Raw genomic sequence first — 21,600 nt, 5'->3', positions numbered from 1 at the left:
TTCAGGATCTGCCATGGCCTCCGCTTTCATCGAAACCCCCAGTTACGCTGACCAGCGCCAGCGCTTCGCGCAGGCGGTGGCCGACGCGGGTGGCGAACGCATCGAATATCCGCATCCGTTGAAGGGTCCGCGCGGCGAAGCGCTCGCCACCGATGTCGCGCTGCTCGGCGAGCGCAATGCGCCGAAGCGGCTGGTCGCGATTTCGGGCACGCATGGCATCGAGGGCTATTACGGCTCCGAATGCCAGATCCGCCTGCTGCACGATCTGCGCGGCCGCGAACTGCCGAAGGACGTATCGATCGTGCTCGTGCACCTTGTCAATCCGTGGGGCACGGCGTGGATGCGTCGCGTGAACGAAGACAACGTCGACGTGAACCGCAACTACGTGAACTTCGACGCCGCGCTGCCGGCGAACGCCGCGTACGAGACGCTGCATGAAATCTATCTGGCCAGAGACCTCGACGGTCCGGGGCGTCGCGCTGCCGACGAGTTGTTCGCCACGCACGCCCGGAACCTCGGCCATACGCCGATGATGAACATCGTCGAAGCCGGGCAGTACGTGCACAGCAACGGTCTCTTCTTCGGCGGCAAGACGGCCACGTGGACCAACCGCACGGTGCGCGCGATCATGAAGGAACACGTCGCGGGCGCGCGCACGGCGATGAGTTTCGATCTGCACACGGGCGCGGGTCCGTTCGGCTATCCGCTGCTGATGACGATCGCGGAGCGCAGCTATCCGGCGCACGAGACGGCGCAATCGATCTACGGCCCGTGGCTGCACACGATCATCACAGCCGCGGACGCCACGTCCGACACCGGCATTGCGGCGACCGCGACCGGCTACACGTCGCAGGCGCTGCTCGACCAGCTTGCCGATGTGCATCTGATGCAGTTCGTCATCGAATGCGGGACGTACGACGGTCACGTCGGGCATGCAATCCTGCGCGACGATCACTGGCTGCATCTGCACGGCGATCCGCTCGACGCGACAGGCCGGAAGATCAAGGCCGCGATGCTCGAACATTTCTATCCCGCCGATGCGGACTGGCGTGAACTGACTAGTCTGCGCACGCAGCAGGTGTGGCGGCGCGCGCTGGAGGCGCTCGCGCAGATATAAGCGCGTCTGATAGTCGCCAGACACATGAGCGTGAATCGCGTTGAAACGCGTTTCAAACGAACGCAACGAGACGCACGCTGGGTAAATAGTTCGAATGCCTGATTGATGCGGATTTAACGTGCTCGAAATGCGCGGAGTGATTTTTTGCGCCGTGCCCTTGCCGCATGCGCGATTCGCATCATCTGTACAATTGTCCGATCGACAACCTGGGCGGCGGCGTTTTCAGGTCAGGTCTGCCGGTTGCTACTGCGCAGGCGAACGCGCGGTGCAACGCGCAGGTTCATGACGTGTCCGCTGCCCCGCATTGAACGGAACGCGTACTCACGATATGGCCATCACCTACAAGACTCCCGACGATATTGCCCGGCTGCGCATTTCTGGCCGTCTCGCGGCGGACGTCCTTGCGATGATCGGCGAACACGTGAAGCCTGGCGTGTCGACGGATCATCTCGACGCGCTGTGCAACGACTTCATCGTCAATACGCTGAAGGTGATTCCGGCGAACATCGGCTACATGGGTTTTCCGAAGACGGTCTGCACGTCGGTGAATTCGGTGGTGTGCCACGGCATTCCCGATCGCGGCGAAGTGCTGAAAGACGGCGACATCATCAACATCGACGTCGCCATCATCAAGGACGGCTATTTCGGCGACACGAGCCGCATGTACTGCGTGGGCGAGCCGAGCCCCGTCGCGCGCGAACTGATCGACACGACGTACGAATCGATGATTGCCGGTATTCGTCAGGTGAAGCCGGGCGCGACGCTTGGTGACGTCGGCCACGCGATCCAGCAGACGGCGCAGAAGAAGGGCTTCTCGATCGTGCGCGACTACTGCGGGCACGGCATCGGCAAGGTGTACCACGAGGACCCGCAGGTGCTGCACTACGGCCAGGCGGGGCAGGGCATGCGTCTGAAGCCGGGCATGGTGTTCACGATCGAGCCGATGGTCAACGCCGGGCGCGCCGGCACGACCGTCATGCGCGACGGCTGGACCGTGGTCACGAAGGACCGCTCGCTGTCGGCGCAATGGGAGCATATGGTCGCTGTCACGGACGACGGGTTCGAGCTGCTGACGCCGTGGCCGGACGGCACCGGCGCCTACGAAGCGCCCTGAGCTGCCATGGGCCGCCTGGATCTGGGTGGCCTGTCGTGCGCGTCGCGAAAATAAGGATTTGACTCGCGCGCCGGTTCGGTTAAAGCTACGCGTTAGCGCTCCAAGGGGTATTCGTCTGCATGAGTCCGTCACTGACCGTTCGCCGTATTGCTGCCGACCAGGGCGCCGTTTTCCGCGAACTTCGCACGGCGTCGCTGCGCGAAGCACCCTACGCATTTGGCGAAACGCTCGAAGACGCGCTCTCCGCCGACGCCACCACTTTCGACACCACGGCCGTCCATCACTCCTGCTCCGACGAGGCCACCTCGTTCATTCTCTATACGGAAGGCCATCCGGCCGGTCTGATCGGCGCATGTTTCGAGGAATCGGCGTTGCACCGCGCCTTCGTCAACGAGTTGTGGGTGGCGCCCGCGGTGCGGCATCTGCGCGGCGGCGAACTGCTCGTGAACACGGCGAGCGAATGGCTGGGAGCCCAGGGCGCGAAGGAAATCTACGCGTGGGTCGCCGATGCCAACCGCACGGCAATGCGCTTTTACGAGCGTCTGGGTTTCGGTCCGACCGGCGAGCACACGCGCATCGCACGCACGGCGGACGCATGGGAAACCCTGCTGGTGCGTCACGTGCCGCCGCCAGCGGAGCCCTCAGTTCCATGATGCATCCGGTGGTGCTGCCGGGCGCCGCCGTTCAGGCTTTATCCCCGTCGCCGCGGCGTTCGCTGCGTCTGATTTTTCTTCCGTCTCGCGTCCTTTATTGCCAAAAAACCTGGCTGTGCGCGTGGACGCCTGTAAAATACGCAAAATTTTTTACCGAACGCTATGCCGCCCAGGAAATCGCCTTTTTTTGAACTGCGCAGTGGTTCTGTCGACACGTTGCTGTTCGTGGTCAAGACAACCGACCTCGACGCAATCCGTGCCGAGCTGACCCGGCGCTTCGAGGCGACCCCGGAATTCTTCGCCAACGATACCGTCGCGATCGACGTGCGCCGGCTCGCCGCCGACGAACGCGTGCCGCTCGCCGATATCGCGCAACTGCTCGATAGCGTGCGCATGCGCCCGGTCGGCATCGTCGCGGATGCTGCGCAGCAGTCGTGGGCGACCGAAGCCGGCTTGCCGTTCCTCGAAGCGCGCGACCCTCGTGGTGCGAAAGCCAACGGCGGCGAAGCAGGCGACGAAGCAGGCGACAGCGCCGGCGCATCGGAACCTGCGCAAGGCAACGCGCAGACGCAGGCGCAGGCAAGTCTGGCGCTGGATGCTGCGAGCAATACAGCTTCCGCTGAAACGCAACCCGCCGAACCGGTGCGCGTGGCGACGTCGGCGCAGACGCTGGTGATCGAAAAGCCGTTGCGCTCGGGGCAGCGGATCTACGCGAAGGGCGATCTGGTCGTGCTCGGCCTCGTGAGCTACGGCGCGGAAGTGATCGCCGAAGGCAACATCCATATCTATGCGCCGTTGCGCGGCCGTGCGCTCGCCGGCGTGCAGGGCAATCACGACGCGCGCATTTTCTGCACGTGTCTGGAGCCGGAACTCATCTCGATCGCGGGCATCTATCGAACGACCGAGAACCCGCTTCCCGCGGACGTGTTGGGCAAGGCGGTGCAGATCCGGCTCGACGAAGAAAAGCTGATGATCGAACCGCTGCGGCTCACCTGACGATCGAACGTGTGCGCCGGGTTTCGATCGCGCACCGTCGACCAGGCTGCCGCCGGACTTACACAAGAATCTGAACGAATTTGACGGACACAAGGTAAGGGTTATGGCAAAAATCATTGTGGTGACTTCGGGCAAGGGTGGCGTGGGCAAGACGACCACGAGCGCGAGTTTTGCATCTGCCCTCGCGTTGCGTGGCAGCAAGACGGCCGTGATCGACTTCGACGTCGGCCTGCGTAACCTCGACCTGATCATGGGTTGCGAGCGCCGCGTGGTGTACGACCTGATCAATGTGATCCAGGGCGAAGCGAACCTGAACCAGGCGCTCATCAAGGACAAGAAGTGCGAGCACCTGTTCATCCTGCCGGCCTCGCAGACGCGCGACAAGGACGCGCTGACGATGGAAGGCGTCGAGAAGATCATCAACGATCTGATCGCGATGGACTTCGATTACATCGTCTGCGATTCGCCGGCCGGTATCGAATCGGGCGCGCTGCTCGCGATGCACTTCGCCGATGAAGCGCTGATCGTCACCAACCCGGAAGTGTCGTCGGTGCGCGACTCGGATCGTATTCTCGGCATCCTGTCGTCGAAGACGAAGCGCGCGATCGAAGGCAAGGAGGCGATCAAGGAGCATCTGCTCATCACCCGTTACAACCCGAAGCGCGTGAGCGAAGGCGAAATGCTGTCGCTGACCGACATCCAGGAAATCCTGCGCATCGACCTGATCGGCGTGATTCCGGAATCGGAAGCTGTGCTGCATGCGTCGAACCAGGGTCTGCCGGCGGTGCACCTCGATGGCACCGACGTGGCTGAAGCCTATAAGGACGTAGTGTCGCGTTTCCTCGGCGAACAGAAGTCGCTTCGCTTTACCGATTACCAGAAGCCGGGCCTGCTGCAGCGCCTCTTCGGCACCAAGTAAGGGGAGCGCACGTTATGTCCATTCTCAAGTTTTTGCTGGGCGAGAAAAAGCGATCGGCTTCGGTCGCGAAGGAACGCCTGCAGCTGATCATCGCGCACGAGCGCGCCGGGGGCCACGCGCCCGCGGATTATCTGCCGGCGTTGCAACGTGAACTCGTCGCGGTGATCTCGAAGTACGTCAAGATCTCGGATGACGATATCCGCGTGAGCCTCGAGCGTCAGGACGATCTCGAAGTGCTCGAAGTGAAGATCGAGATTCCGCAGGCCTGATCGTCGGGTTGGTGTTGCGTTGCAGGCGGCCCGGCGTTCGGGCCTCGCTGCAGGATTGTTCTTCCATGTTGCGCGCGCCCGTCTGGTGCCTGGGCTGCGCGTAGCGTGTCAAATGGCGTCTGGCATTGCTGCCTGCTGGCTGTCCAGGGGTTATGTCCGCCGGTTCCGTTTTGCTGTCGATATCGCGACGCGCGCGCGTGCTCCCGTTCGTCGGCGCGAACGTTTTCGTCATCAAGGTCGAAATATCCCGTTGCACTTCAGGCATCGCCGTAACACTGGCGTTGTCAGCGAAGTGCGCACCTCACGCATTGAACGGATATCGCCGTCATCGGCACTTTCGTCCAGAGGTGAACCATGAAAATGTCCCTTCGTCTTCTCGTCGCACAGGCTGCGCTCGTCGCGGCTGGCGCATGCACGGTCATGGCGGCTTCCGCTGCGGAGGTCGCTATTTATGCGCCGTCCGCGCCGCCCGCGGTGCGTTACGAGCCGGTGCCGGAACCGCGCCCGGGCTACGTCTGGGATCACGGACACTGGCGCTGGGAGCGCGGCCACTACGTGTGGATAGCAGGTCACTGGCAGCCTGAGCGCGTGGGCCATCACTGGGTGCCCGGCCACTGGGTCGCGCATGGTCCGAACTGGCGCTGGATCGAAGGGCGCTGGGCGTAATCCGGTGCGCGTTCGATGCATCGATGCCTCGGCGCGCCAATGCGTCAATACGCGGCCATTCTCACAAATATGAAGCGCGACGGCGACGGGCGGGCTGCGTCCAGAGGGCGCGGATGTTGCCCGCCTCCCACAGGAGCATCTAATGAAAAAAAGACTCATCGCCGTGGCGCTGCTTGCGCTCACGCTGGCCGGCTGTATCGTTGTACCTGAGCATCCGGCCTACTACCGGCCGGCGCGCGTCGTCATTTATTGACGTGTGGTATCCGCCGACGGCCCGCCCGCTTCGTCTTCGACGATGACTTCCGGCACTTCGGGAACCGGCGCGGGCGTCGGCTGCGGCAGCGGCGTCATGTAGCGCTGCGCGAGCGTCTCATAGAGTGGCGGAGCGAAAAGGCGTGACACGCGGCTCGAAATCAGCGCCGTCGCCATCAACGAAATCACGAGTGCGTGGCCGTTGATCATCTCCATCACGATCACGAAGGCCGTAATCGGCGACTGCGTGACCGCCGCCAGATAGCCGACCATCGCGAGCGCGATCAGCATCTGCAGTTCCAGGCTGCCGAACACCCTATGCAGCACATTGCCGAAGCCCGCGCCGATCGACAGCGACGGCGCGAAGATACCGCCCGGAATGCCCGGCAGATACGAGCCGACCATCGAGATCATTTTCAGAAGTGGATAGAACATCGACAGATGTTCGGTGCCGTCCAGCAAGCCGCGTGCTTCGGCGTAACCGCTGCCGAACGTTGTTCCGCCGGAAATCAGGCCGACGACCGCGATCACGAGCCCGCAGACCGCCGCAAACGCCAGCGGCCGCTCGCCGTGCAGCGCGCGCAGCGGCGCGGGAATCCAGCGCCCGGTGTTGAGCAGCAGCCAGCAGAAGACGCCGCCCGCGATGCCGGTGACGATCGCGGTCAGCACTACGGCGACGGCGAGCAGATCCGGGAAATGCGCGCCGATCTGGATCGTGCCGAAATAGGTGTAGTTGCCGTTCAGGCCGAGCGCGATCACGCCCGCAATGATGATCGCGGTAATCAGCACACCGCTCGCACGCGCCTCGAAGCTGCGCGTGAGTTCTTCGATGGCGAAGACGATACCGGCGAGCGGCGTATTGAACGCCGCCGACAGGCCCGCCGCCGCACCGGCCAGCACGAGTTGCCGTTCGATATGCGCGTTCGAGCGCGGATAGAGGCGCCGCAGGTTGAACATGAGGGCCGCGCCGACCTGGACGGTCGGGCCTTCACGCCCGATCGTCAAGCCGCCGAGAATCGCGAGAAACGACACGGCGATCTTGCCCGCCAGGATCCGGAAGGTGAGCAGACGCGAGCCGGTTTCGCTGGTGTTCGTATGCAGCGTGGCGATGACCTGCGGGATACCGCTGCCTTCAGCGCCGCGGAAGAACCTGCGCGTGAGCCAGACGGACAGCGCGGCGACAGCGGGCGTCACGATCAGCGGAAGCCACGCATGCGCGTGCTGCATCGTGTTGAACGCCGCATAACCCCAGTCGATGAGCCGTGCGTAGAGCACCGCGATCAGGCCGACCGCGATCGCGCCGAGCCAGAAAATACCGAACTGGCGCCACAGACGTTTTGCGCGTCGCACAACGTTTGAAGTCAGGGGAGGCAATGCCCGGGACATGGCGGTCTGTGGAGGCAAAGACTGGATTATAGCGGCGCACTATTCGCGCAGATTGAGCGCGCCGGAGCGGCTTCCTGGCCGCAAACGGTGACGAAGGGTTACAGCGATCGGCGCGTCGGCCACGAGTTCCGTAGAATGCACGTTTTGTACGGTGGAATCGGCCTAAAATCTCGATTCCCGATAAAAGTGACGAATTTCACATGAAGCGCATCCTGATCGTCAAGGTCACCTCGCTCGGCGACATTATCGAGGCGCAACCCGTCGTCGCCGACATCAAACGGGCTTTTCCAGGCATCAAGGTCGACTGGGCCGCGGATGAGATGTTTGCCGATGTCGCGCGCTGGAATACAGGCCTCGACCGCGTGCTGTGCGCGCCGTTGCGACGCTTCAAGAAGGCGCGCAGCCTGGCGGATTTCCGCTCGATTGCGGCCTCGATCGCCGAGTTGCGGGCCGAGCGTTACGACGTCGTGATCGACATTCACGGTGTCTACAAGAGCGCGATCATCGCGTTTCTGACGCGCTCGTCGCGCCGTCTGGGGTATCGGTCGCACGATCTCGGTGAGCGCGGTGCCGCGTTTGCGTACACGGGCCGTCTTGCACCGCGCCTCGCAGGGAACGCGTGGCACGGCATGCGGGTCAGCGTGAGCGAAGCGCTCGGCTACCCGCTCGAAGGGCCGCCGGTTTTCAATCTGCAGGTGCCGTCCGGTTCGACATTGCCGCCCGCCGGCGTCGCACCCCTCGCCATGCTGTTTCACGCAACCTCGAAGGACGACAAGAAGTTGCCCGCGACGCACTGGGCAGCCATCGCGCGCGAGGTGATAAGCCGTGGCTACGAGGTCGTGCTGCCGTGGGGATCGCCCGCCGAGCGCGTCGAAGCCAGCGAGATCGCTGCGCTGGTGCCCGAAGCGTCGTTGCTGCCGCCGCTGGACGTCGCCGAAATCGCGCAGATGATCGATCGTGCTGCGCTTGTCGTCGGCGTCGATACCGGCTTCGTCCATCTCGCGCATGCGCTGCAGAAACGCACCATCATGATTTTTGTCGCGACCTCGCCGGAGCTCTTCGGCATCGAGTCACCGTTCCGGTCGATCACCATCGGCGACGGCCGGAGCGTGCCGCCGGTCGAAGAAGTGTTGCGCGCGATCGAGTACGTGCATACCGAACCGGGCGCAGCCGCGGCTGGCGATGCGAGCGTGGCGACCGCCTGAACGACGCGCCAGGCGTGATGAAAATGCGGCGGCAAGCAGGCGGCAAGCAGGCTGATCCCGGGCTGAAAACCGCCGCGATCATTACATGCCTGTTAAAACTGTCGCGCTTTTGCAAAGGCCGCGCGGGCTTCGCGCCCGCGCAGCCCTGCTGGCGTTAGGCCAGCGCCTTCCACGGTCCCGGAGCGTGTAACACGGCGCTCATCTCCCCTTACAAATTGCAACGGTTGCGCGGGTCGCCGTCGTGTTCAATCAAGTCATTCGAGATGGCTCGAATAACTACTGACTCGATGGGAGAACGATGTGAAACGCTTGACGCTGACTTTGATCGCGGGCGCGTTCCTGGCTGCTGCTCTGGGCGGATGCATTGTCGTGCCGGCGGGCGGCTACTACGGTGGTGGCTACGGTGGTGGCTATCACCACGGCGGCGGCTACTACTACCGTTGACGGGACGCGTCGACCTGCGCGGCTGTGCCGTGCTGTCGATGCGAGTGGGGGGAAGTCGCGCATCTGCTTCGGCAGATTGCGCGACTTTTTTTTCAGGCGAGCAGCATTTCGAACGCAATGACCGCGGCGATGGCGGCCAGGTTCGCAGCGATGGCTTCAACGACGATGCCTTTCCACGTCGCTGGCCTGAAACGGACTGCGAGCAGCAGCGCGCCGAGCAGCGCGAGGGCAATGATCATGACGACGTCTGCATTGTGCAGGTGAATGTTCATCGTCGACTCCTGTGGGCATCGCGGATGGAAGACGCGTCTGGCCGTGGCTTTACGCTCCGATTCCAGACTTTGATTCAGGGCTGTGATTCGGGCGCGGTGAGACGAGTATATGCAGGTCAAAAACCCGTGCAAAGGCAGGGAAAGCGCGACCTGAATCACGGTCGGCTTTCCCTGCCGGTGCAGACCATCCCGACGCTTGTCGCGGCGGCCTGCGCGGCGCTTACATCAACTCGGTATGACGCGTCTCGCGCATGCACAGCACGCCGAGCAGGCTGACCGCGGCGGCGATCGATACGTACGCGCCGACCCACGACAGCCCGCCGTGCGCGGCGAGCACCTGCGCGATGTACGGCGCGACCGACGCGCCGAGGATGCCGCCCAGGTTATAGGACACACCCGCGCCGGTGTAGCGCACGTTAGTCGGAAACAGCTCGGGCAGCAGCGCGCCCATCGGCGCGAACGTGACGCCCATGAGGAACAGTTCGATGACGAGGAACAGCAGCACGAGCGGCATCGATCCACTGCCGAGCAGCGGTGCCATCGTGAAACCCGACAGGATCGCCGCGATGATGCCGACGATCAGCACCGGCTTGCGGCCGAAGCGGTCGGCGGCCCAGGCGGACAGCGGCGTCGCGAGCGCCATGAACACGACGGCGATACACAGCATGCCAAGGAACGTCGGACGCGGAATGTGCAGCACCGAGACGCCGTACGAGAGCGAGAACGTCGTCGCGTTGTAGAACAGCGTGTAGCACACCACCATCGCCAGCGCGCCGAGCAAGGTGGGCATCCAGTGCTGCGACAGCAGCGTCGCGATCGGCACGCGTACGCGTTCCTTGCGTTCGATCGCCGCGCGGAACGCCGGCGTCTCCGCGATCTTCAGGCGCACATACAGGCCAAGTGCAACCAGCACGGCGCTGACGAGGAACGGCACGCGCCAGCCCCAGCTACGGAACTGCTCGTCGGAGAGCGACAGCGCAAGGCCGAAGAACAGGCCGTTCGACGCGAGGAAGCCGATCGATGGTCCAAGCTGCGGGAACATGCCGAACCAGCCGCGTTTGCCGGGCGGCGCGTTTTCGGTGGCGAGGAGCGCAGCGCCACCCCATTCGCCGCCAAGGCCGATACCTTGCCCGAAGCGCAGGATGCACAGCAGGATCGGCGCGAGGCTGCCGATCGAATCGTAGCCGGGCACAAAGCCGATAAGCGTCGTCGACAGACCCATCACGAGGAGCGACCCAACCAGCGTCGATTTGCGGCCGATGCGGTCGCCGAAGTGGCCGAACAGAAACGAGCCGATCGGCCGCGCGACGAACGCGATGCCGAACGTGACGAACGCCGACAGCGCCTGCGCCGTCGCCGAGCCGTGTGGGAAGAACACCGGGCCGATGACAAGCGCGGCGGCCGTCGCGTAGACGTAGAAGTCGTAGAACTCGATGGCGGTGCCGATAAAGCTCGCGAAGATCACTCGCGAGGTGCTGTTCTTTCCGGCCACGTCGGGCGGGGTCGCGGAAAGCGATGAGGTGGACATGCAGGGTCTCCAGTTGAGTTGTCGTGACCCGGTCGCGTGCGCGAAACGCATTCGGCGCGTCGATGGCGCAGAGCCGGGCTGGGTCTTTGTTTGAAATCAGTGCGGGCCGCGAACGTAAAGCGTCCGACGGTCGCGCGGCACGTTGCATGACGTTGCATATGCAACGATGCGCGAGCTTGCTTCGCCACGTGAGCGCCGGTGCGTAACGCGGCGGCACCTGTGGCGATGCAGTCCGGACGGTCGCGCGAGTCGCGCGGCGACGCCACGGTCAGGCTTTCAGGCGCAGGCGGATGGACATGCGGCGAAAGCGGTGCCGGAGGGCTCCGGCAGGGCGTATCCGAAAATTATAACGAGCAGGCGCGTCACGCGGCAACCGGACGCAGCAAGGCGACTGAAAGGCGCGGTTTCAATCGATCGTTTCAATTGATCGTCTGCGCCTGTGGCGAGGCGAAGGTGCGCAGCTGGAATTTACCGTCGTCGTTGAAAAGCCAGTCTTCCATCAGTTCGAGATGGCCGCGACTATCGAGCAGTTTCGCCGGCGGCTGCGGCAGCGGCGACGCACGACGCAGCGTCGCGAGTGCGGTGCCTTCGGCTTCGTCGTCGCCGTTCGTGCGATAGACCGACGAGGCAACCAGCCGGCCATCCCGGTCGACGATAAACGACACGACGACGAGTGAGCGCAGCATCGCCTGCGGCGTGCCGCGCAGCACATACGACGGATTGCGCTCGATGATGCGCTGCGCGACGGAACTGCGGTACTGGTCGAGCGTGACGCTGTTAATGGCGGCAGGCGGGATGAACGTCGTCGGCCCTGGTGGTGCCGGTGGCGTGATGGTGCAGGCGGCCGTGCTGGCAAGAAAGGTCCATGCGGCGATGCGCGCGAATGGCATGAGCCGGATACGACAGTGCATCCAGTGGTGAGTGCGGATGGGCATCGCAGGGTCAAGCGCGAACGCTTGTGAGCAGGACGTGTTTTTATCCTAGCGCATATGTGGGGGTTTTCAATTGGCGTTGGCCCTGCTTTTGGAGTGGCCATGACGGCAGTAAAAAACTGGCCGGACCATCAGGCGTTGCGCTTGACCAGGCGTGTTATCGCGAGCTATTGTTTTACTCATAAATGGGTTGCGACTACGCGGCCGGCGTCTGGCTCCAGAGGCTACGTTGGGGCCTTTCGCTTTTCTAGGGGAACACTTTCAGCCCATGTCCAATCGCGACGTTGCCGCGCGGCCTGCGTGCTCGCAGTCAACCAAAGGACCGGTAAGCAAGAGAGTCTGCTTCGACTCACCCAGATCCGAATAGCCCGGTCCGGTTCGCATGTTTAGCGTAAAGCGCGCAAAGGTTTCCAACGTGCCAGGAGCGACATTGCTTGTCGATCGCGACCCGTTCCAGATTCGTTGCCGCCCTACGGGATAGAAACTTCCTGAGCGTTCCGACGACGTAGGGAAAATTCCAGCGACGTGTACAACGAAGCCGAGACGGCCATCACCAGATCTTTACGTGAGCGGAGCGGCAGCATCGACGATTCAAGGGCGAGCCTTGGCGTGATGATGGGCTAGCTGGCGCTAACTCTGATTTCTGAGCACGAGCAGCAAATACACCCACGCAACCCCCACCACAAGAGGCAGGAAGTTCCATACCGTCAAAAACGGTGCCCATCGATGCGTCGGCAGCGCCCAACCGATGACGCCCGGTCCGTCGTAGGCCGCGGGCGCGTTCGCGTTCCACCAGGAGAGGAGGCGGTCAACAGCTATCGCTGAGGCGATCAAGCTAAGCAAAGAGATAACGGCGACGCCCAAACCTGTAAAACAAATGGCTTCGACGATCTGGATGTTCTCCCAAGGCTTTCCGTCTTTGGGCGCCATGCCGCCGAAGCCGGCGAAGAGAAACCCTTCGAAGGCCGTCAACCAGCCTATACGATTATTCAAGACGGTATTCTCATGCTCAAGTAACTTGCGTACGTCCTCCGCTAGTTCACGCGCTTTCGCTCGCTCGTTTAGGCGTTCGGGGGCGTCCGGCGCTTGATTGATCGCGTCCATGGGTGGCGTGCCTCCTCGATGAACCACGTGGATCGAATGTTCAGGAGTTTGCCACTGTCATGACTGGTCGAACGCGTGCTGCCGCTCATTTAATTGTGGGCGGAACGATGGCGGGTTCTTTGGCGGGTAGAAACGACAAACGGGCCGACAGGCCTGTGTTCATTGAGTCTCTTGGCGGAGGCGGTGTCCGCCAATCAAGACGGCAAATTGGGACTTTTGGGCGAGTTTGTGATCGCGGTCCACCATCCAGTCCACCATAGGGTGATGTGGGGCGAACTTGCCTATGCAGAACGTTTACGGGACCCTACGTCTGCCAAAAATCGTATCCTCGGGGAATAGAAATAAATGAAGTGCCCACATTGCTTGGTCGAGATTCATGCTGGATTCCGGGGGGAGCGCCTGTCTTTGGCCGGAATTGCAGGTGGCGGGATGCACCACAATGCAATTGGCGGTCGTCGCTGGTCAGTCTCGTATATGAGTTGTCCGGCGTGTGATGAGCCCATCATCTATCTGACCGGTGATTCCGCGCCAAAAAGTACAGTCGGTAATTTCATGGCGTACCCTTCCACGACCGGTCGCGCGCCGGCGCCGACAGAGGTGCCAAAACACATGGCAGAGGACTATCACGAAGCGTGCGCTGTGTTGAAGCCCAGCCCCAAGGCATCGGCAGCACTGAGCCGGCGTTGTCTGCAAGCGATATTGAGGGAGAATGGGTTCGCCCAGAAAGATCTGGCACCAGCCATACAAGCCGCCCTCGATTCGAAGCAATTACCTGGTGCGATTGCCGATAATCTGGATGCGATTCGGAACATCGGAAACTTTGCGGCACATCCGATGAAGGACACGAGCACAGGACAGATACTGCCGGTTGCACCTCACGAGGCAGACTGGAATCTGGACGTTATCGAGGAGCTATTTGACTTCTACTATGTCCAGCCGGAAAAAGCTCGGCAACGAAGGGCGGCACTTGACGCAAAGCTTGCAGCTGCAGGCAAGCCGCCGATGAAGTGAGCAGTACGATATAGTTTTGATGTAGAAATAAATACCATTTAAATTCAATAGTTTACTTAAATATTTTCCTTCAAAAATTCAGTCTGGCTACCCATCTGGCTACCCATCAGTCATGGATACTCACCTCGACGACACCGCTCGAGCCGAGTTGCTTTGCTATCTCGTCGTCGGGCAACTGATCGCAATGGCTCGTACCGGCGAGTGGCTGCGAACAGACCACCTCATAGAATCCGCGCGAAGCTGGTTGGCATCAAACGGCGCTGCCTGCGAATGGCCGGAACGACTAGAGCTGGCAGAGGCGTCTCGCGTGCTGGCGCCCAACGTTTTGGCGTTACCGCCCTTTCGAGACTCGCGACTACTCGCAAACTGTTCACGGACGGATGGCGACTGGATTACCGCTTATCGTTCGTGCGCGGCCTTTATGACGTCTGCGTAGATCATTTGTCGCACTACAGCCATCGAACAAACGATGAAAACTCCGTGCTCATCGAGATGGCCAAACGTCGATCTGGTACGATTTCCCGTTGCCTGCGGCATAGCTAGGACCGATACCCCATGGAAAGCGGTGGTTGGAATATCACAAATTTGTGCTACAGTTTCGGGTGAGACATGCGTTACAAGATTATGGCGTGGATGGATCCGAAATCGGGCCAATGCGAATTCACCCAGAAATACGGGAAATTGGGGGAGGCCGGCCAAGCCAAATGTGACGAGCGCCTACGATACCTACGAGATCAACCGCCGAGCGGCTGGCATGACCCGCATGCAAAGAAACTTGACTCATCCCGCGATCATGACTGCAAAGACATCTACGAAGTTCGATTCAAAGCAAATGGCATCCAGCACCGTCCAATGGGCTATTTCGGTCCAGCCGCTGACGAGTTCACTATTGTCATCTGGGCAACTCATAAAGGAAGTCAATACGACCCTTCCAATTTCTGCGAGCGCGCAAAGCGGCGATGGGACGAACATCGCGCTGGTGGATGTACAACTCAAGAGATTGAGATCGACTAAACCAAGCAAACGGCTTACTAAGATGCGGTCGAAAGCTTATCGCTCGGCCATGTCCGAGGCGAACGCTGGCAATCGGATTGCAACCCAAGTGAGACTACTCCGTGAGACAGCCGGTCTAACGCAGACACAAATGGCGAAGAAACTGGGGACTCGGCAGAGCGCCATTGCGCGAATGGAAGATACCGAATACGGGAAGTTCTCCGTTGCGCAACTTCACCGTATCGCCAAGCTTTTCGACGTTGCCCTTTGGGTGGAATTTGCGCCTTTTAGTGCGGTGCTACAGCGGACCGGGGATCTGTCCCCGGGGAAATTGACACCACTTCCTTATGACAAGGAATTCGATGAGACCGGAGAGCCGCTTCCACACGTACCTCTAGCATTTGATGGAAGTGCGATTGCATTGGACCACTACGTCACCAAGGTTGGTGGAGCTATCTCGCAGGCTTGGTTTCCTGCTCCAGGCACGAAAGCCCTCGAGAAATAACCCAGTATTCAAATTGTTCGGATCATAAAATGCGCACCCTTACCGCTAACGACCCCAATGGGCAGACCGTTATAACAACACTCCCTGATGGGATGATCGATTTGGTTGCTGATGGGTTCGGCCCTGCATTGATTGGCTTTCCGACAACCAAAATGACGTTAGTTCAACAGAGAATCAACGGCGACGGCGAATCCAACGTACATCGAGAGGTAGTGGCGGTGGTCTCTATCTCTACTGCCTCTATTTTGGAGTTCGCCAAGATGGTGCAAGACACGATAGCCGGGAATAAAGATGCGGTGGTGCAGGCATTCGCTCAGATGCAGCAGATCGTGGACCAGATTTAGCTGGTCAAGAGAGCAATTCTTCAAGCAGCCCCGCCCTGAGCGGGGCCTTTCGATTCTAGCGCTCAGGTTTTCAATGCCCGTGACGCATCCAATCCACGTGATGCGTATCAAGCTACGTCAAACTGCGCCCGACAAGTTGGGCTTTCACGGGGCTCAGTCTCCGAACGGATCTCGAGGGCCGTGCGCATCGTCGATCGCACGTTTAGTGCGCTCCATTGCCTCGTCGACCGCAGCCGGACCCGAATGGAGGGAGTGGTAGCGCTCCGGCCTTGGAGCAGGATCTGAGCTGCCCGCGCCGCCATCCTTCGGCACGCGCTCCATCAACAGAGTAATCGTCGATCCGCCCGCGCGATCGTCGCGGGTGCTGAGGGTAATCACGAAACCTTGGTGCTCCTGCTTCTCTTCCATAGGGACCTCCCGTTTCGTCTACGCGGTGACAACCGTAACATCGATCGTCAATTGGCCGAAAACATGATTGCCCGACAAGACCGAAACGGTCCAAACGCCCTCGGAGTCTGCCGCAAAGTCGATGGGAATCCAGAAGAGAGGACGGGCGACGGAACGCTCAGGTCCGCTGAAAACCGAAAAGGGCTGCTCGGACACGACGGTCCCGTTGGGGCCGGCCGTCGCTGCGACAAACCTGAACTGCGTTTGCGAATCCGCGCCTCCTACCGTGACGGTTCCGACGAGTATGAACGCGACTCGTCCCGGGAGCTTCGGAAACGAAAAGTGCTCGTAACCAGCAGCAAGTAGATAGGCAAGACCGTTACGCTGGTAGATGACCTCTGTTGTAATCAACGCGCTGATATGAAGTCCTTTGGCGCGGTCTTCTTCAGTTACTTCTCGTTCAGTGGTGCTGCCAGATCCTGCCTTTCCGCCTTTTCCGCCCTTGGCCACGATAAGGTCGCCGAACTCCGTATCCCCGCCGTCCTCGCCGTCTCCGCCGTACGGATTCGGACTCCCACCAGTGCCAATCTTGATCGGAATTGCTTGCCCGGGCGTCAGGCGCACATTGGTGGCGATCACGCGCTCACCACCCCCGCCGCCACCGCCCCCTTTCGATCCCGGACCCGTAGCTCCGGCACCCCCGCCGCCAGCGCCCGGAGCTGTCCCGTCCATTCCGTGTAAATGTATGGTTTTGCCTCCGGGGCCGCCCTCGCCACCCTGAGTGCGTTCGCCCATCGCGCCGCCGCCACCCCCTCCAGCGCCTGGTGCGTTGCCGCCATGTCCGCCGAGATGATTTACTAGTTGAGTATCTGTATCGATGTCCAGGAACTGCCTCCTGACAGCCGACATGCTCGGCTTGTCCAAAATTGCCGTAATTCTTTCGAGGTGGAAAATCTCTAGAGCTAGGGGATGAGTCTCCGCGATGAATCGCTGTCTTTCGGAAAGCGTCAGCTCTTGATTTGTCACGAAAGCGACGCCCACCGCTTGACCAGCAGGGACCTTAGCTAGGTCGCCCTTTAGCTTCTTTGCAAAGTGCTTGATAGCCTGCTGGCCACGCGGGAAGTAGACTGCCATTGTCCAAGGCTTGCCGTCGCGTGTGCATGCCCCGTCGCGGCCACCATCCTTGCCACCCAATGGATGGCTCGGATCGATGTCGGAAAACCCATCGGCGAGTAAAATCTGCGCTGCGAGGCGCTCCGAAGGCGCCTGCCCGTTTGTCCATTCGCGCAACCGATGCCACGTTTCGTCCCAACGGTTTGTCAAAAGTGTCTCCCATACTCGTCGACGTATCGAATCTGACGTATGGCACGATGTTAAGCCACGTTGCCCGTCGAAAAGTTTTGAAAGGCGCGGCTGCCCGGAATAACCTGCCATGCTCCGCGTACTCCATACAGAAAAACGAGGTCTAGCAGATGCGTCTTTACTACCTGACCGCGCAGCGATGGGCCGAAAAAATACTGCAGGAACAGCGCTTTAAGCTTTCAACAATAGGCGAATCGAACGATCCGTTCGAATTGCTCGGCGCGTCAGTCGGCGAGGCCAAAGCTCGACGGGCCTTCAAGATTCTGCACGATCACTGGAGCCGGACTATAGGAATGTTATGCACAAGCAAGGTCTGGGATAGTCCGGTCATGTGGGCTCACTACGGCGACAAACACAAAGGCGTCTGTCTTGGGTTCGACGTCATTGGAGCAGAAGCGTACCAGGTCACCTATCAATCGAAACGGCTGAGTGGACTACTTGAGCATATCGGTTCCGGTCAACCGTTGATCGAAGCGCAGATGCATGCCATTCTTACAACCAAGTTTCGAGACTGGTCCTACGAGCGCGAGTGGCGCATGTTTGGCAATCTGGACCAACGAGAGGCAACGGATGGCAAGTACTATCTCAATTTCGACCCGCACATCATTTTGCGCGAAGTAATTCTGGGCTCCAGATGTAGCGCCAGCCCGCGCGATATTGCAGATAAAGTGGTGCCGTCGAAAGCTCGTGTAGAGGTCTTCCAAGCAAGGCCAGCATTTCAGAGCTTTCGAATCGTCCGTCAGAAGGATGAGCCCTCTGTGTTCGTCGCACCCAAAACATCGAACTGATGTCAGTGCGGTCTCTTTCTTGGGTAAGCATCCGATGACCCAGAGTCCCGCATGGCCCGCGCGGATTGCTCCGCCGGCCTTTCTCTACGTGTTTAGGCCTAATCGCACCATGGGCATCCGGGCGTGACTGAGATCGGGCAACAATTGATACCGATAGCCGTCACAAGGAGTGGAACGGCGCTGATATGGGCACGCATCCGGTATTTCTCAAAGAACCGCGCTTCGTAACTCAGTCGGAAGTCCGTATTGCGTGGTCGCCTTTAGAGCCAGCGGACAAACTTGATCATTTCATCCTTGAGCGCAGCGACGCGGGACGTTTCTGTCAAATTGTAGAGATCCGGCATGATCATCCTCAAAGCGAGCCCCGTTCTGGCTGCGCTTTAGCACCTTTAACAAGCCGACCGTCGCTTTAACACTCAGCCATCGGGCTCAAACGCTTGATGGGGGCGGTGTTGCGCGGTTTAATGGCATGTTAAAGCGCTTTAACAAAACCGCCAAAAAGGGAAAAATTCTGCGCGTGCGAGAACGGTCGGTTTCCGGCCTGCACGGCCCCAGACTTTTACATCCCCCCCGGTCTAAACTGCCTCGCCAAGCCGCCTATAAGGCCGCAGGTCTGTACGCTTTAACGACCTGCTCGTCCCGGGGTGGCCTCCAGACATGGGCTGCGCCTCGTCGCACGAATTACACAAACGTGTGAGGCTCTACGATCGAGTGGCAGCCGGTCCGGCTGCGTTGGTCATTCCATCGGCGGAGGTTGCATCGGTCCAGCAAACAGTGCGCGGTCGAAGAACGGATCGTCCAATTCCAATATTTCGTCGTCGCCGAGAAGGACCACAACTAATTGCCGTGAACCGTTCCCGGGCACGTCTGCGACTTCCCCGATGGTTTGCTTCGGCGATCGGTCGTCGGTAAATCGCACCCAGTAGTACCCCGCCACAACGGGTCGTGTGTCCGTCCATTCCATGACTGTTACTCCTGAGACCCCGCGTAGCTGATCGTTACCGCATCGCCGATTGTATGCCGCGGCGCCGGCGGCAGTTGCGCGGCAAAATCAGCCAGGAACCGCTACCACGCAGTACAGAAGAGCGTCCTGCTCGTCGACGCGATCACGCTCGCGTCGGCGTCGCCGAACAGATGACTCACAGGAAATTGTCCCTCTCAGCATTGGCACGGGTTTGCGAGATGGTGCACGCCACTTCTTCGCCACCGCGATACGCTACCCCGTCCTGAACCAGGTAACGCCATCGGCTCAGAGCGCCTGTGGCAAGCGACTGGTTACGGAACGTGAGTCAGTGCCGGCCGGTCGGATGCTATCGATGAACGATGCGGTCTATGCCGGCGGCTGGCGTGCGACGGCGTTGGAGAGGCAGCCATCGACCCAAAAAAGACATTCAATACTTCGGGATGACCGTCCGCACACTGGTTCGAGTCGCACCGCCGACGAAAACGGTTGCGGCTGGTTGACTGCCCCATGCTATCGTTAGAAGCAGAGGGTCCGAAGCACGCTAAAGATCACGAGGGCTGAAATGAGCGATCTTGATGAACTGACTGGCGGCACTGGAACAAAAACGGATGGGTCGACCGCGCGGGAATTGGCTGATGATGTGCGCAAGCTGCTTGAGCATGAGTCGAACGTCGTGAGCCAAAGACTCGGGTGGCTTTCAGCCTTTGAAGGGCTTCTTTTCACGGCGTTTGGGCTTCTTGGGACGAAGGATGCCGGTTCTATTGGTATTTCAGAACTGCCGAAGATTATCTGCTGGGGAGGCTTAGGCGTCGCCTTCATTTCCATCCTTGGCTTGGGCGCATCGGCAATCGCGACTAACAGGTTGCTTAAATGGTGGGAAGCTAATAGGCCTGCCACATACGATGGTCCCGGAGTGATTGGCTGGGCCCTTCCGAAGCGACCATGGGTCAGTTATGTGACTGCGTGGAACTTCTTGCCGGTAATTATCGGTGGCATCTGGGTTGTATTGCTCATGAGACTTCCGAGTCAACATTAATCCCCGTTTCAACTTCCTTATGGCGTTGTAAAGTCGTGGGCGTCCCCCCTTTCTGCGAGTGGGCCCGCGGATAGAACATCGGGTCAGTCGTCTTGCTCCTCGTCGTCCACAAGCCTGAGATTGAAGTAAGGCGTCAACGCTTGGCCGCTTCGATCCGATCCTCAGCGCCGATCCCGAGGGTGCTCATCGTTGATGCCCCTCTTGTCATCACCGTCAGCGGCACCAGAAGGCCGCGGGAGCGGCCCGTTCAGCCTCTCGCGCGCGCCGCCGCCTCTTGCGCTGTCTTCGCGTTGTGGCACTCCACGCACAATAGGTTGAGATTCCCGTCATCGTTACTCCCGCCTTGCTCGAGCGGCACGTCGTGGTCGACCTGATCACGCCACGGGCTGCCAGACGCATCCGCAGCCTCGCCAGATGAACTGCTGCTCGACCGCAATGCGCTTGCGAGTTTCGACCCACTTTCGACCGCGCACACGCGGCGTGGTCCCAGCCTTGGCTTCCAATGTCGGAATGCGGTTGGCGTTTACCGCCGGCACGCGCGGCTTGAGCGTTTTGAGTTTCGGTCTATTCATGACGTGATTTGCTGGTAGTTTGACGCGGAGTCGGACAACGCCACCCAAGTTGAACGCGCGCCCCGTGCGGGGCGGGGTTGGCGCGCATCACATTCGCGCGATGCGCACCACTATCGGGATCAGGTCAGCGCTGCCAGCTTACGGCGCCGGCCGTCCGCCGCCGCGTTGTCTGCCTTCGCCTGCCGCTCCTCATCGGTCATCACATACTCGATCGCATCCCGATACCACGCCGGCGCATATCCTCCGGTTTGATCTTGTGGGTCCAGCCCGCACCCCGGCGGAGCGAAGCGCATTGCTGGCAGCTTTTGACTGTATCCAAGGCTGTCGATGAAATCGTGCAGGCCGATTTCGCTCTGGGTCGCAGTGTGCAGTTCGATCAAGGCATCTGCTACGCGCTTAACCCGGTTCTTGTGTTCCGCTTCGAACCGCTCGGCTGCCTTGCGTGAAAGGTCGTACGCCAGATCGCGCACCACAAGCGATTGCGACGAGATCGCGCGCCGCAGGCTGTCCGCAAGCGTCATGTTCTGCTTGATCTGGTCAGGAAGGTCCAGCACGGGCTTACCGTCCAGCAGGCGCTCTGCGGCTGCAATGCGCTCGGCGTCGGTCTGCTGTGACTTGCTCTCCTGCTCAGCCATCCAAGCCGCGTGCAATTCGACGTTGCGCGTTTCGCATTTGGCAAGCTCGGCGTGAAAGCGCCCTAGCTTGTCGGTTTCCGCCCTGTACTCGGGCAGAGCGTTGATATGCGGATAGTCGAGATTCTCAATAACGGTTTTCATCTGCT

Annotated in this window: 27 protein-coding genes; 16 read left to right on the top strand and 11 right to left on the bottom strand. The window is 60.6% G+C overall.

The window, feature by feature from the left end:
* The first annotated feature begins 13 nt into the window (after positions 1-13).
* The 8 genes from P3T16_RS23195 to P3T16_RS23160 all read left to right on the top strand — a co-directional run bounded on the left by P3T16_RS23195 (position 14) and on the right by P3T16_RS23160 (position 5,734).
* A complete protein-coding gene (locus P3T16_RS23195) occupies positions 14-1,117 on the top strand; it encodes a DUF2817 domain-containing protein (protein WP_429344020.1) in 1,104 nt (367 codons plus the stop codon).
* 328 nt (positions 1,118-1,445) lie between these two features.
* Complete coding sequence (map, locus tag P3T16_RS23190; protein WP_429344019.1) at positions 1,446-2,231, top strand: type I methionyl aminopeptidase; 786 nt, start codon at positions 1,446-1,448, stop codon at positions 2,229-2,231.
* Positions 2,232-2,350: 119 nt separating this feature from the next.
* Entirely contained in the window at positions 2,351-2,884 is a 534-nt protein-coding gene (locus P3T16_RS23185) for a GNAT family N-acetyltransferase (protein WP_429344018.1), read from the top strand.
* Positions 2,881-3,075 carry a hypothetical protein gene (locus P3T16_RS23180; RefSeq protein ID WP_429259621.1) on the top strand — a complete coding sequence of 65 codons (195 nt, stop codon included), beginning with the start codon at positions 2,881-2,883 and terminating at the stop codon, positions 3,073-3,075. Before P3T16_RS23185 ends, P3T16_RS23180 begins: the two co-directional genes overlap by 4 nt.
* Positions 3,047-3,880, top strand: a complete 834-nt coding sequence (gene minC, locus P3T16_RS23175; RefSeq protein WP_429344017.1) for a septum site-determining protein MinC — start codon at positions 3,047-3,049, stop codon at positions 3,878-3,880. The genes P3T16_RS23180 and minC overlap by 29 nt, the downstream gene beginning before the upstream one ends.
* Before the next feature lie 103 nt (positions 3,881-3,983).
* Positions 3,984-4,799, top strand: coding sequence for a septum site-determining protein MinD (gene minD / locus P3T16_RS23170; RefSeq protein WP_429259623.1), 816 nt, complete (start codon positions 3,984-3,986; stop codon positions 4,797-4,799).
* A gap of 14 nt (positions 4,800-4,813) precedes the next feature.
* Positions 4,814-5,068, top strand: coding sequence for a cell division topological specificity factor MinE (gene minE / locus P3T16_RS23165; protein WP_228874964.1), 255 nt, complete (start codon positions 4,814-4,816; stop codon positions 5,066-5,068).
* Positions 5,069-5,422: 354 nt separating this feature from the next.
* The gene (locus P3T16_RS23160) at positions 5,423-5,734 is read left to right on the top strand and encodes a YXWGXW repeat-containing protein (protein WP_429259624.1); all 312 of its coding nucleotides are present in this window, start codon (positions 5,423-5,425) and stop codon (positions 5,732-5,734) included.
* A 246-nt stretch (positions 5,735-5,980) separates the two neighbouring features.
* Here the strand turns inward: P3T16_RS23160 and P3T16_RS23155 are convergent, their stop codons facing one another.
* On the bottom strand, positions 5,981-7,372 hold the full coding sequence (locus P3T16_RS23155; RefSeq protein WP_429344016.1) for a chloride channel protein: 1,392 nt from the start codon (positions 7,370-7,372) through the stop codon (positions 5,981-5,983).
* 200 nt (positions 7,373-7,572) lie between these two features.
* Here P3T16_RS23155 and waaC point away from each other — a divergent pair, with 200 nt between their 5' ends.
* Together waaC and P3T16_RS23145 are read left to right on the top strand one after the other, a co-directional pair.
* Complete coding sequence (gene waaC / locus P3T16_RS23150) at positions 7,573-8,577, top strand: lipopolysaccharide heptosyltransferase I (RefSeq protein WP_429344015.1); 1,005 nt, start codon at positions 7,573-7,575, stop codon at positions 8,575-8,577.
* A gap of 300 nt (positions 8,578-8,877) precedes the next feature.
* Complete coding sequence (locus P3T16_RS23145) at positions 8,878-9,021, top strand: hypothetical protein (protein WP_429344014.1); 144 nt, start codon at positions 8,878-8,880, stop codon at positions 9,019-9,021.
* 92 nt (positions 9,022-9,113) lie between these two features.
* On the opposite strand, the gene P3T16_RS23140 is transcribed toward P3T16_RS23145, so the two are convergent.
* From P3T16_RS23140 to P3T16_RS23125, 4 genes are all read right to left on the bottom strand, one after another.
* Positions 9,114-9,293, bottom strand: coding sequence for a hypothetical protein (locus tag P3T16_RS23140; RefSeq protein ID WP_429259628.1), 180 nt, complete (start codon positions 9,291-9,293; stop codon positions 9,114-9,116).
* A gap of 220 nt (positions 9,294-9,513) precedes the next feature.
* The gene (locus P3T16_RS23135) at positions 9,514-10,821 is read right to left on the bottom strand and encodes an MFS transporter (RefSeq protein WP_429344013.1); all 1,308 of its coding nucleotides are present in this window, start codon (positions 10,819-10,821) and stop codon (positions 9,514-9,516) included.
* Positions 10,822-11,240: 419 nt separating this feature from the next.
* Positions 11,241-11,711, bottom strand: a complete 471-nt coding sequence (locus tag P3T16_RS23130; RefSeq protein ID WP_429344060.1) for an energy transducer TonB family protein — start codon at positions 11,709-11,711, stop codon at positions 11,241-11,243.
* A 672-nt stretch (positions 11,712-12,383) separates the two neighbouring features.
* Positions 12,384-12,857: a hypothetical protein gene (locus P3T16_RS23125; protein WP_429259630.1), complete on the bottom strand. Its 474-nt coding sequence runs from the start codon at positions 12,855-12,857 to the stop codon at positions 12,384-12,386.
* A 609-nt stretch (positions 12,858-13,466) separates the two neighbouring features.
* On the opposite strand from P3T16_RS23125, the gene P3T16_RS23120 reads away from it, so the two are divergent.
* The 4 genes from P3T16_RS23120 (at position 13,467) to P3T16_RS23105 (ending at position 15,710) form a co-directional block, all read left to right on the top strand.
* The gene (locus P3T16_RS23120; protein ID WP_429344012.1) at positions 13,467-13,868 is read left to right on the top strand and encodes a DUF4145 domain-containing protein; all 402 of its coding nucleotides are present in this window, start codon (positions 13,467-13,469) and stop codon (positions 13,866-13,868) included.
* A 609-nt stretch (positions 13,869-14,477) separates the two neighbouring features.
* On the top strand, positions 14,478-14,882 hold the full coding sequence (locus P3T16_RS23115) for a hypothetical protein (RefSeq protein WP_429344061.1): 405 nt from the start codon (positions 14,478-14,480) through the stop codon (positions 14,880-14,882).
* 22 nt (positions 14,883-14,904) lie between these two features.
* The gene (locus tag P3T16_RS23110; protein ID WP_429344059.1) at positions 14,905-15,366 is read left to right on the top strand and encodes a helix-turn-helix domain-containing protein; all 462 of its coding nucleotides are present in this window, start codon (positions 14,905-14,907) and stop codon (positions 15,364-15,366) included.
* A gap of 29 nt (positions 15,367-15,395) precedes the next feature.
* Positions 15,396-15,710 carry a hypothetical protein gene (locus P3T16_RS23105; protein ID WP_429344011.1) on the top strand — a complete coding sequence of 105 codons (315 nt, stop codon included), beginning with the start codon at positions 15,396-15,398 and terminating at the stop codon, positions 15,708-15,710.
* A 153-nt stretch (positions 15,711-15,863) separates the two neighbouring features.
* Here P3T16_RS23105 and P3T16_RS23100 read toward each other — a convergent pair whose 3' ends face one another.
* Both P3T16_RS23100 and P3T16_RS23095 read right to left on the bottom strand, forming a co-directional pair.
* Positions 15,864-16,118, bottom strand: coding sequence for a hypothetical protein (locus P3T16_RS23100; protein ID WP_429344010.1), 255 nt, complete (start codon positions 16,116-16,118; stop codon positions 15,864-15,866).
* 18 nt (positions 16,119-16,136) lie between these two features.
* A complete protein-coding gene (locus P3T16_RS23095; RefSeq protein WP_429344009.1) occupies positions 16,137-17,531 on the bottom strand; it encodes a glycine-rich domain-containing protein in 1,395 nt (464 codons plus the stop codon).
* A 38-nt stretch (positions 17,532-17,569) separates the two neighbouring features.
* On the opposite strand from P3T16_RS23095, the gene P3T16_RS23090 reads away from it, so the two are divergent.
* Positions 17,570-18,247: a DUF2971 domain-containing protein gene (locus P3T16_RS23090; protein WP_429344008.1), complete on the top strand. Its 678-nt coding sequence runs from the start codon at positions 17,570-17,572 to the stop codon at positions 18,245-18,247.
* 736 nt (positions 18,248-18,983) lie between these two features.
* On the opposite strand, the gene P3T16_RS23085 is transcribed toward P3T16_RS23090, so the two are convergent.
* The gene (locus P3T16_RS23085; protein WP_429344007.1) at positions 18,984-19,211 is read right to left on the bottom strand and encodes a hypothetical protein; all 228 of its coding nucleotides are present in this window, start codon (positions 19,209-19,211) and stop codon (positions 18,984-18,986) included.
* Positions 19,212-19,773: 562 nt separating this feature from the next.
* Here P3T16_RS23085 and P3T16_RS23080 point away from each other — a divergent pair.
* A complete protein-coding gene (locus tag P3T16_RS23080) occupies positions 19,774-20,247 on the top strand; it encodes a hypothetical protein (protein ID WP_429344006.1) in 474 nt (157 codons plus the stop codon).
* A 247-nt stretch (positions 20,248-20,494) separates the two neighbouring features.
* Here P3T16_RS23080 and P3T16_RS23075 read toward each other — a convergent pair whose 3' ends face one another.
* From P3T16_RS23075 to P3T16_RS23065, 3 genes are all read right to left on the bottom strand, one after another.
* Positions 20,495-20,605, bottom strand: a complete 111-nt coding sequence (locus P3T16_RS23075; RefSeq protein ID WP_429344005.1) for an HNH endonuclease — start codon at positions 20,603-20,605, stop codon at positions 20,495-20,497.
* 16 nt (positions 20,606-20,621) lie between these two features.
* Positions 20,622-20,819: a hypothetical protein gene (locus P3T16_RS23070; protein ID WP_429344004.1), complete on the bottom strand. Its 198-nt coding sequence runs from the start codon at positions 20,817-20,819 to the stop codon at positions 20,622-20,624.
* 119 nt (positions 20,820-20,938) lie between these two features.
* On the bottom strand, positions 20,939-21,595 hold the full coding sequence (locus P3T16_RS23065) for a hypothetical protein (RefSeq protein WP_429344003.1): 657 nt from the start codon (positions 21,593-21,595) through the stop codon (positions 20,939-20,941).
* Positions 21,596-21,600 lie beyond the last annotated feature (5 nt).

The organism is Paraburkholderia sp. GAS42, from assembly GCF_050436565.1.
Classification (GTDB): domain Bacteria; phylum Pseudomonadota; class Gammaproteobacteria; order Burkholderiales; family Burkholderiaceae; genus Paraburkholderia.
Note: the sequence above shows the minus strand (reverse complement) of the source record. Positions and strands in the feature narration are given on the sequence as shown.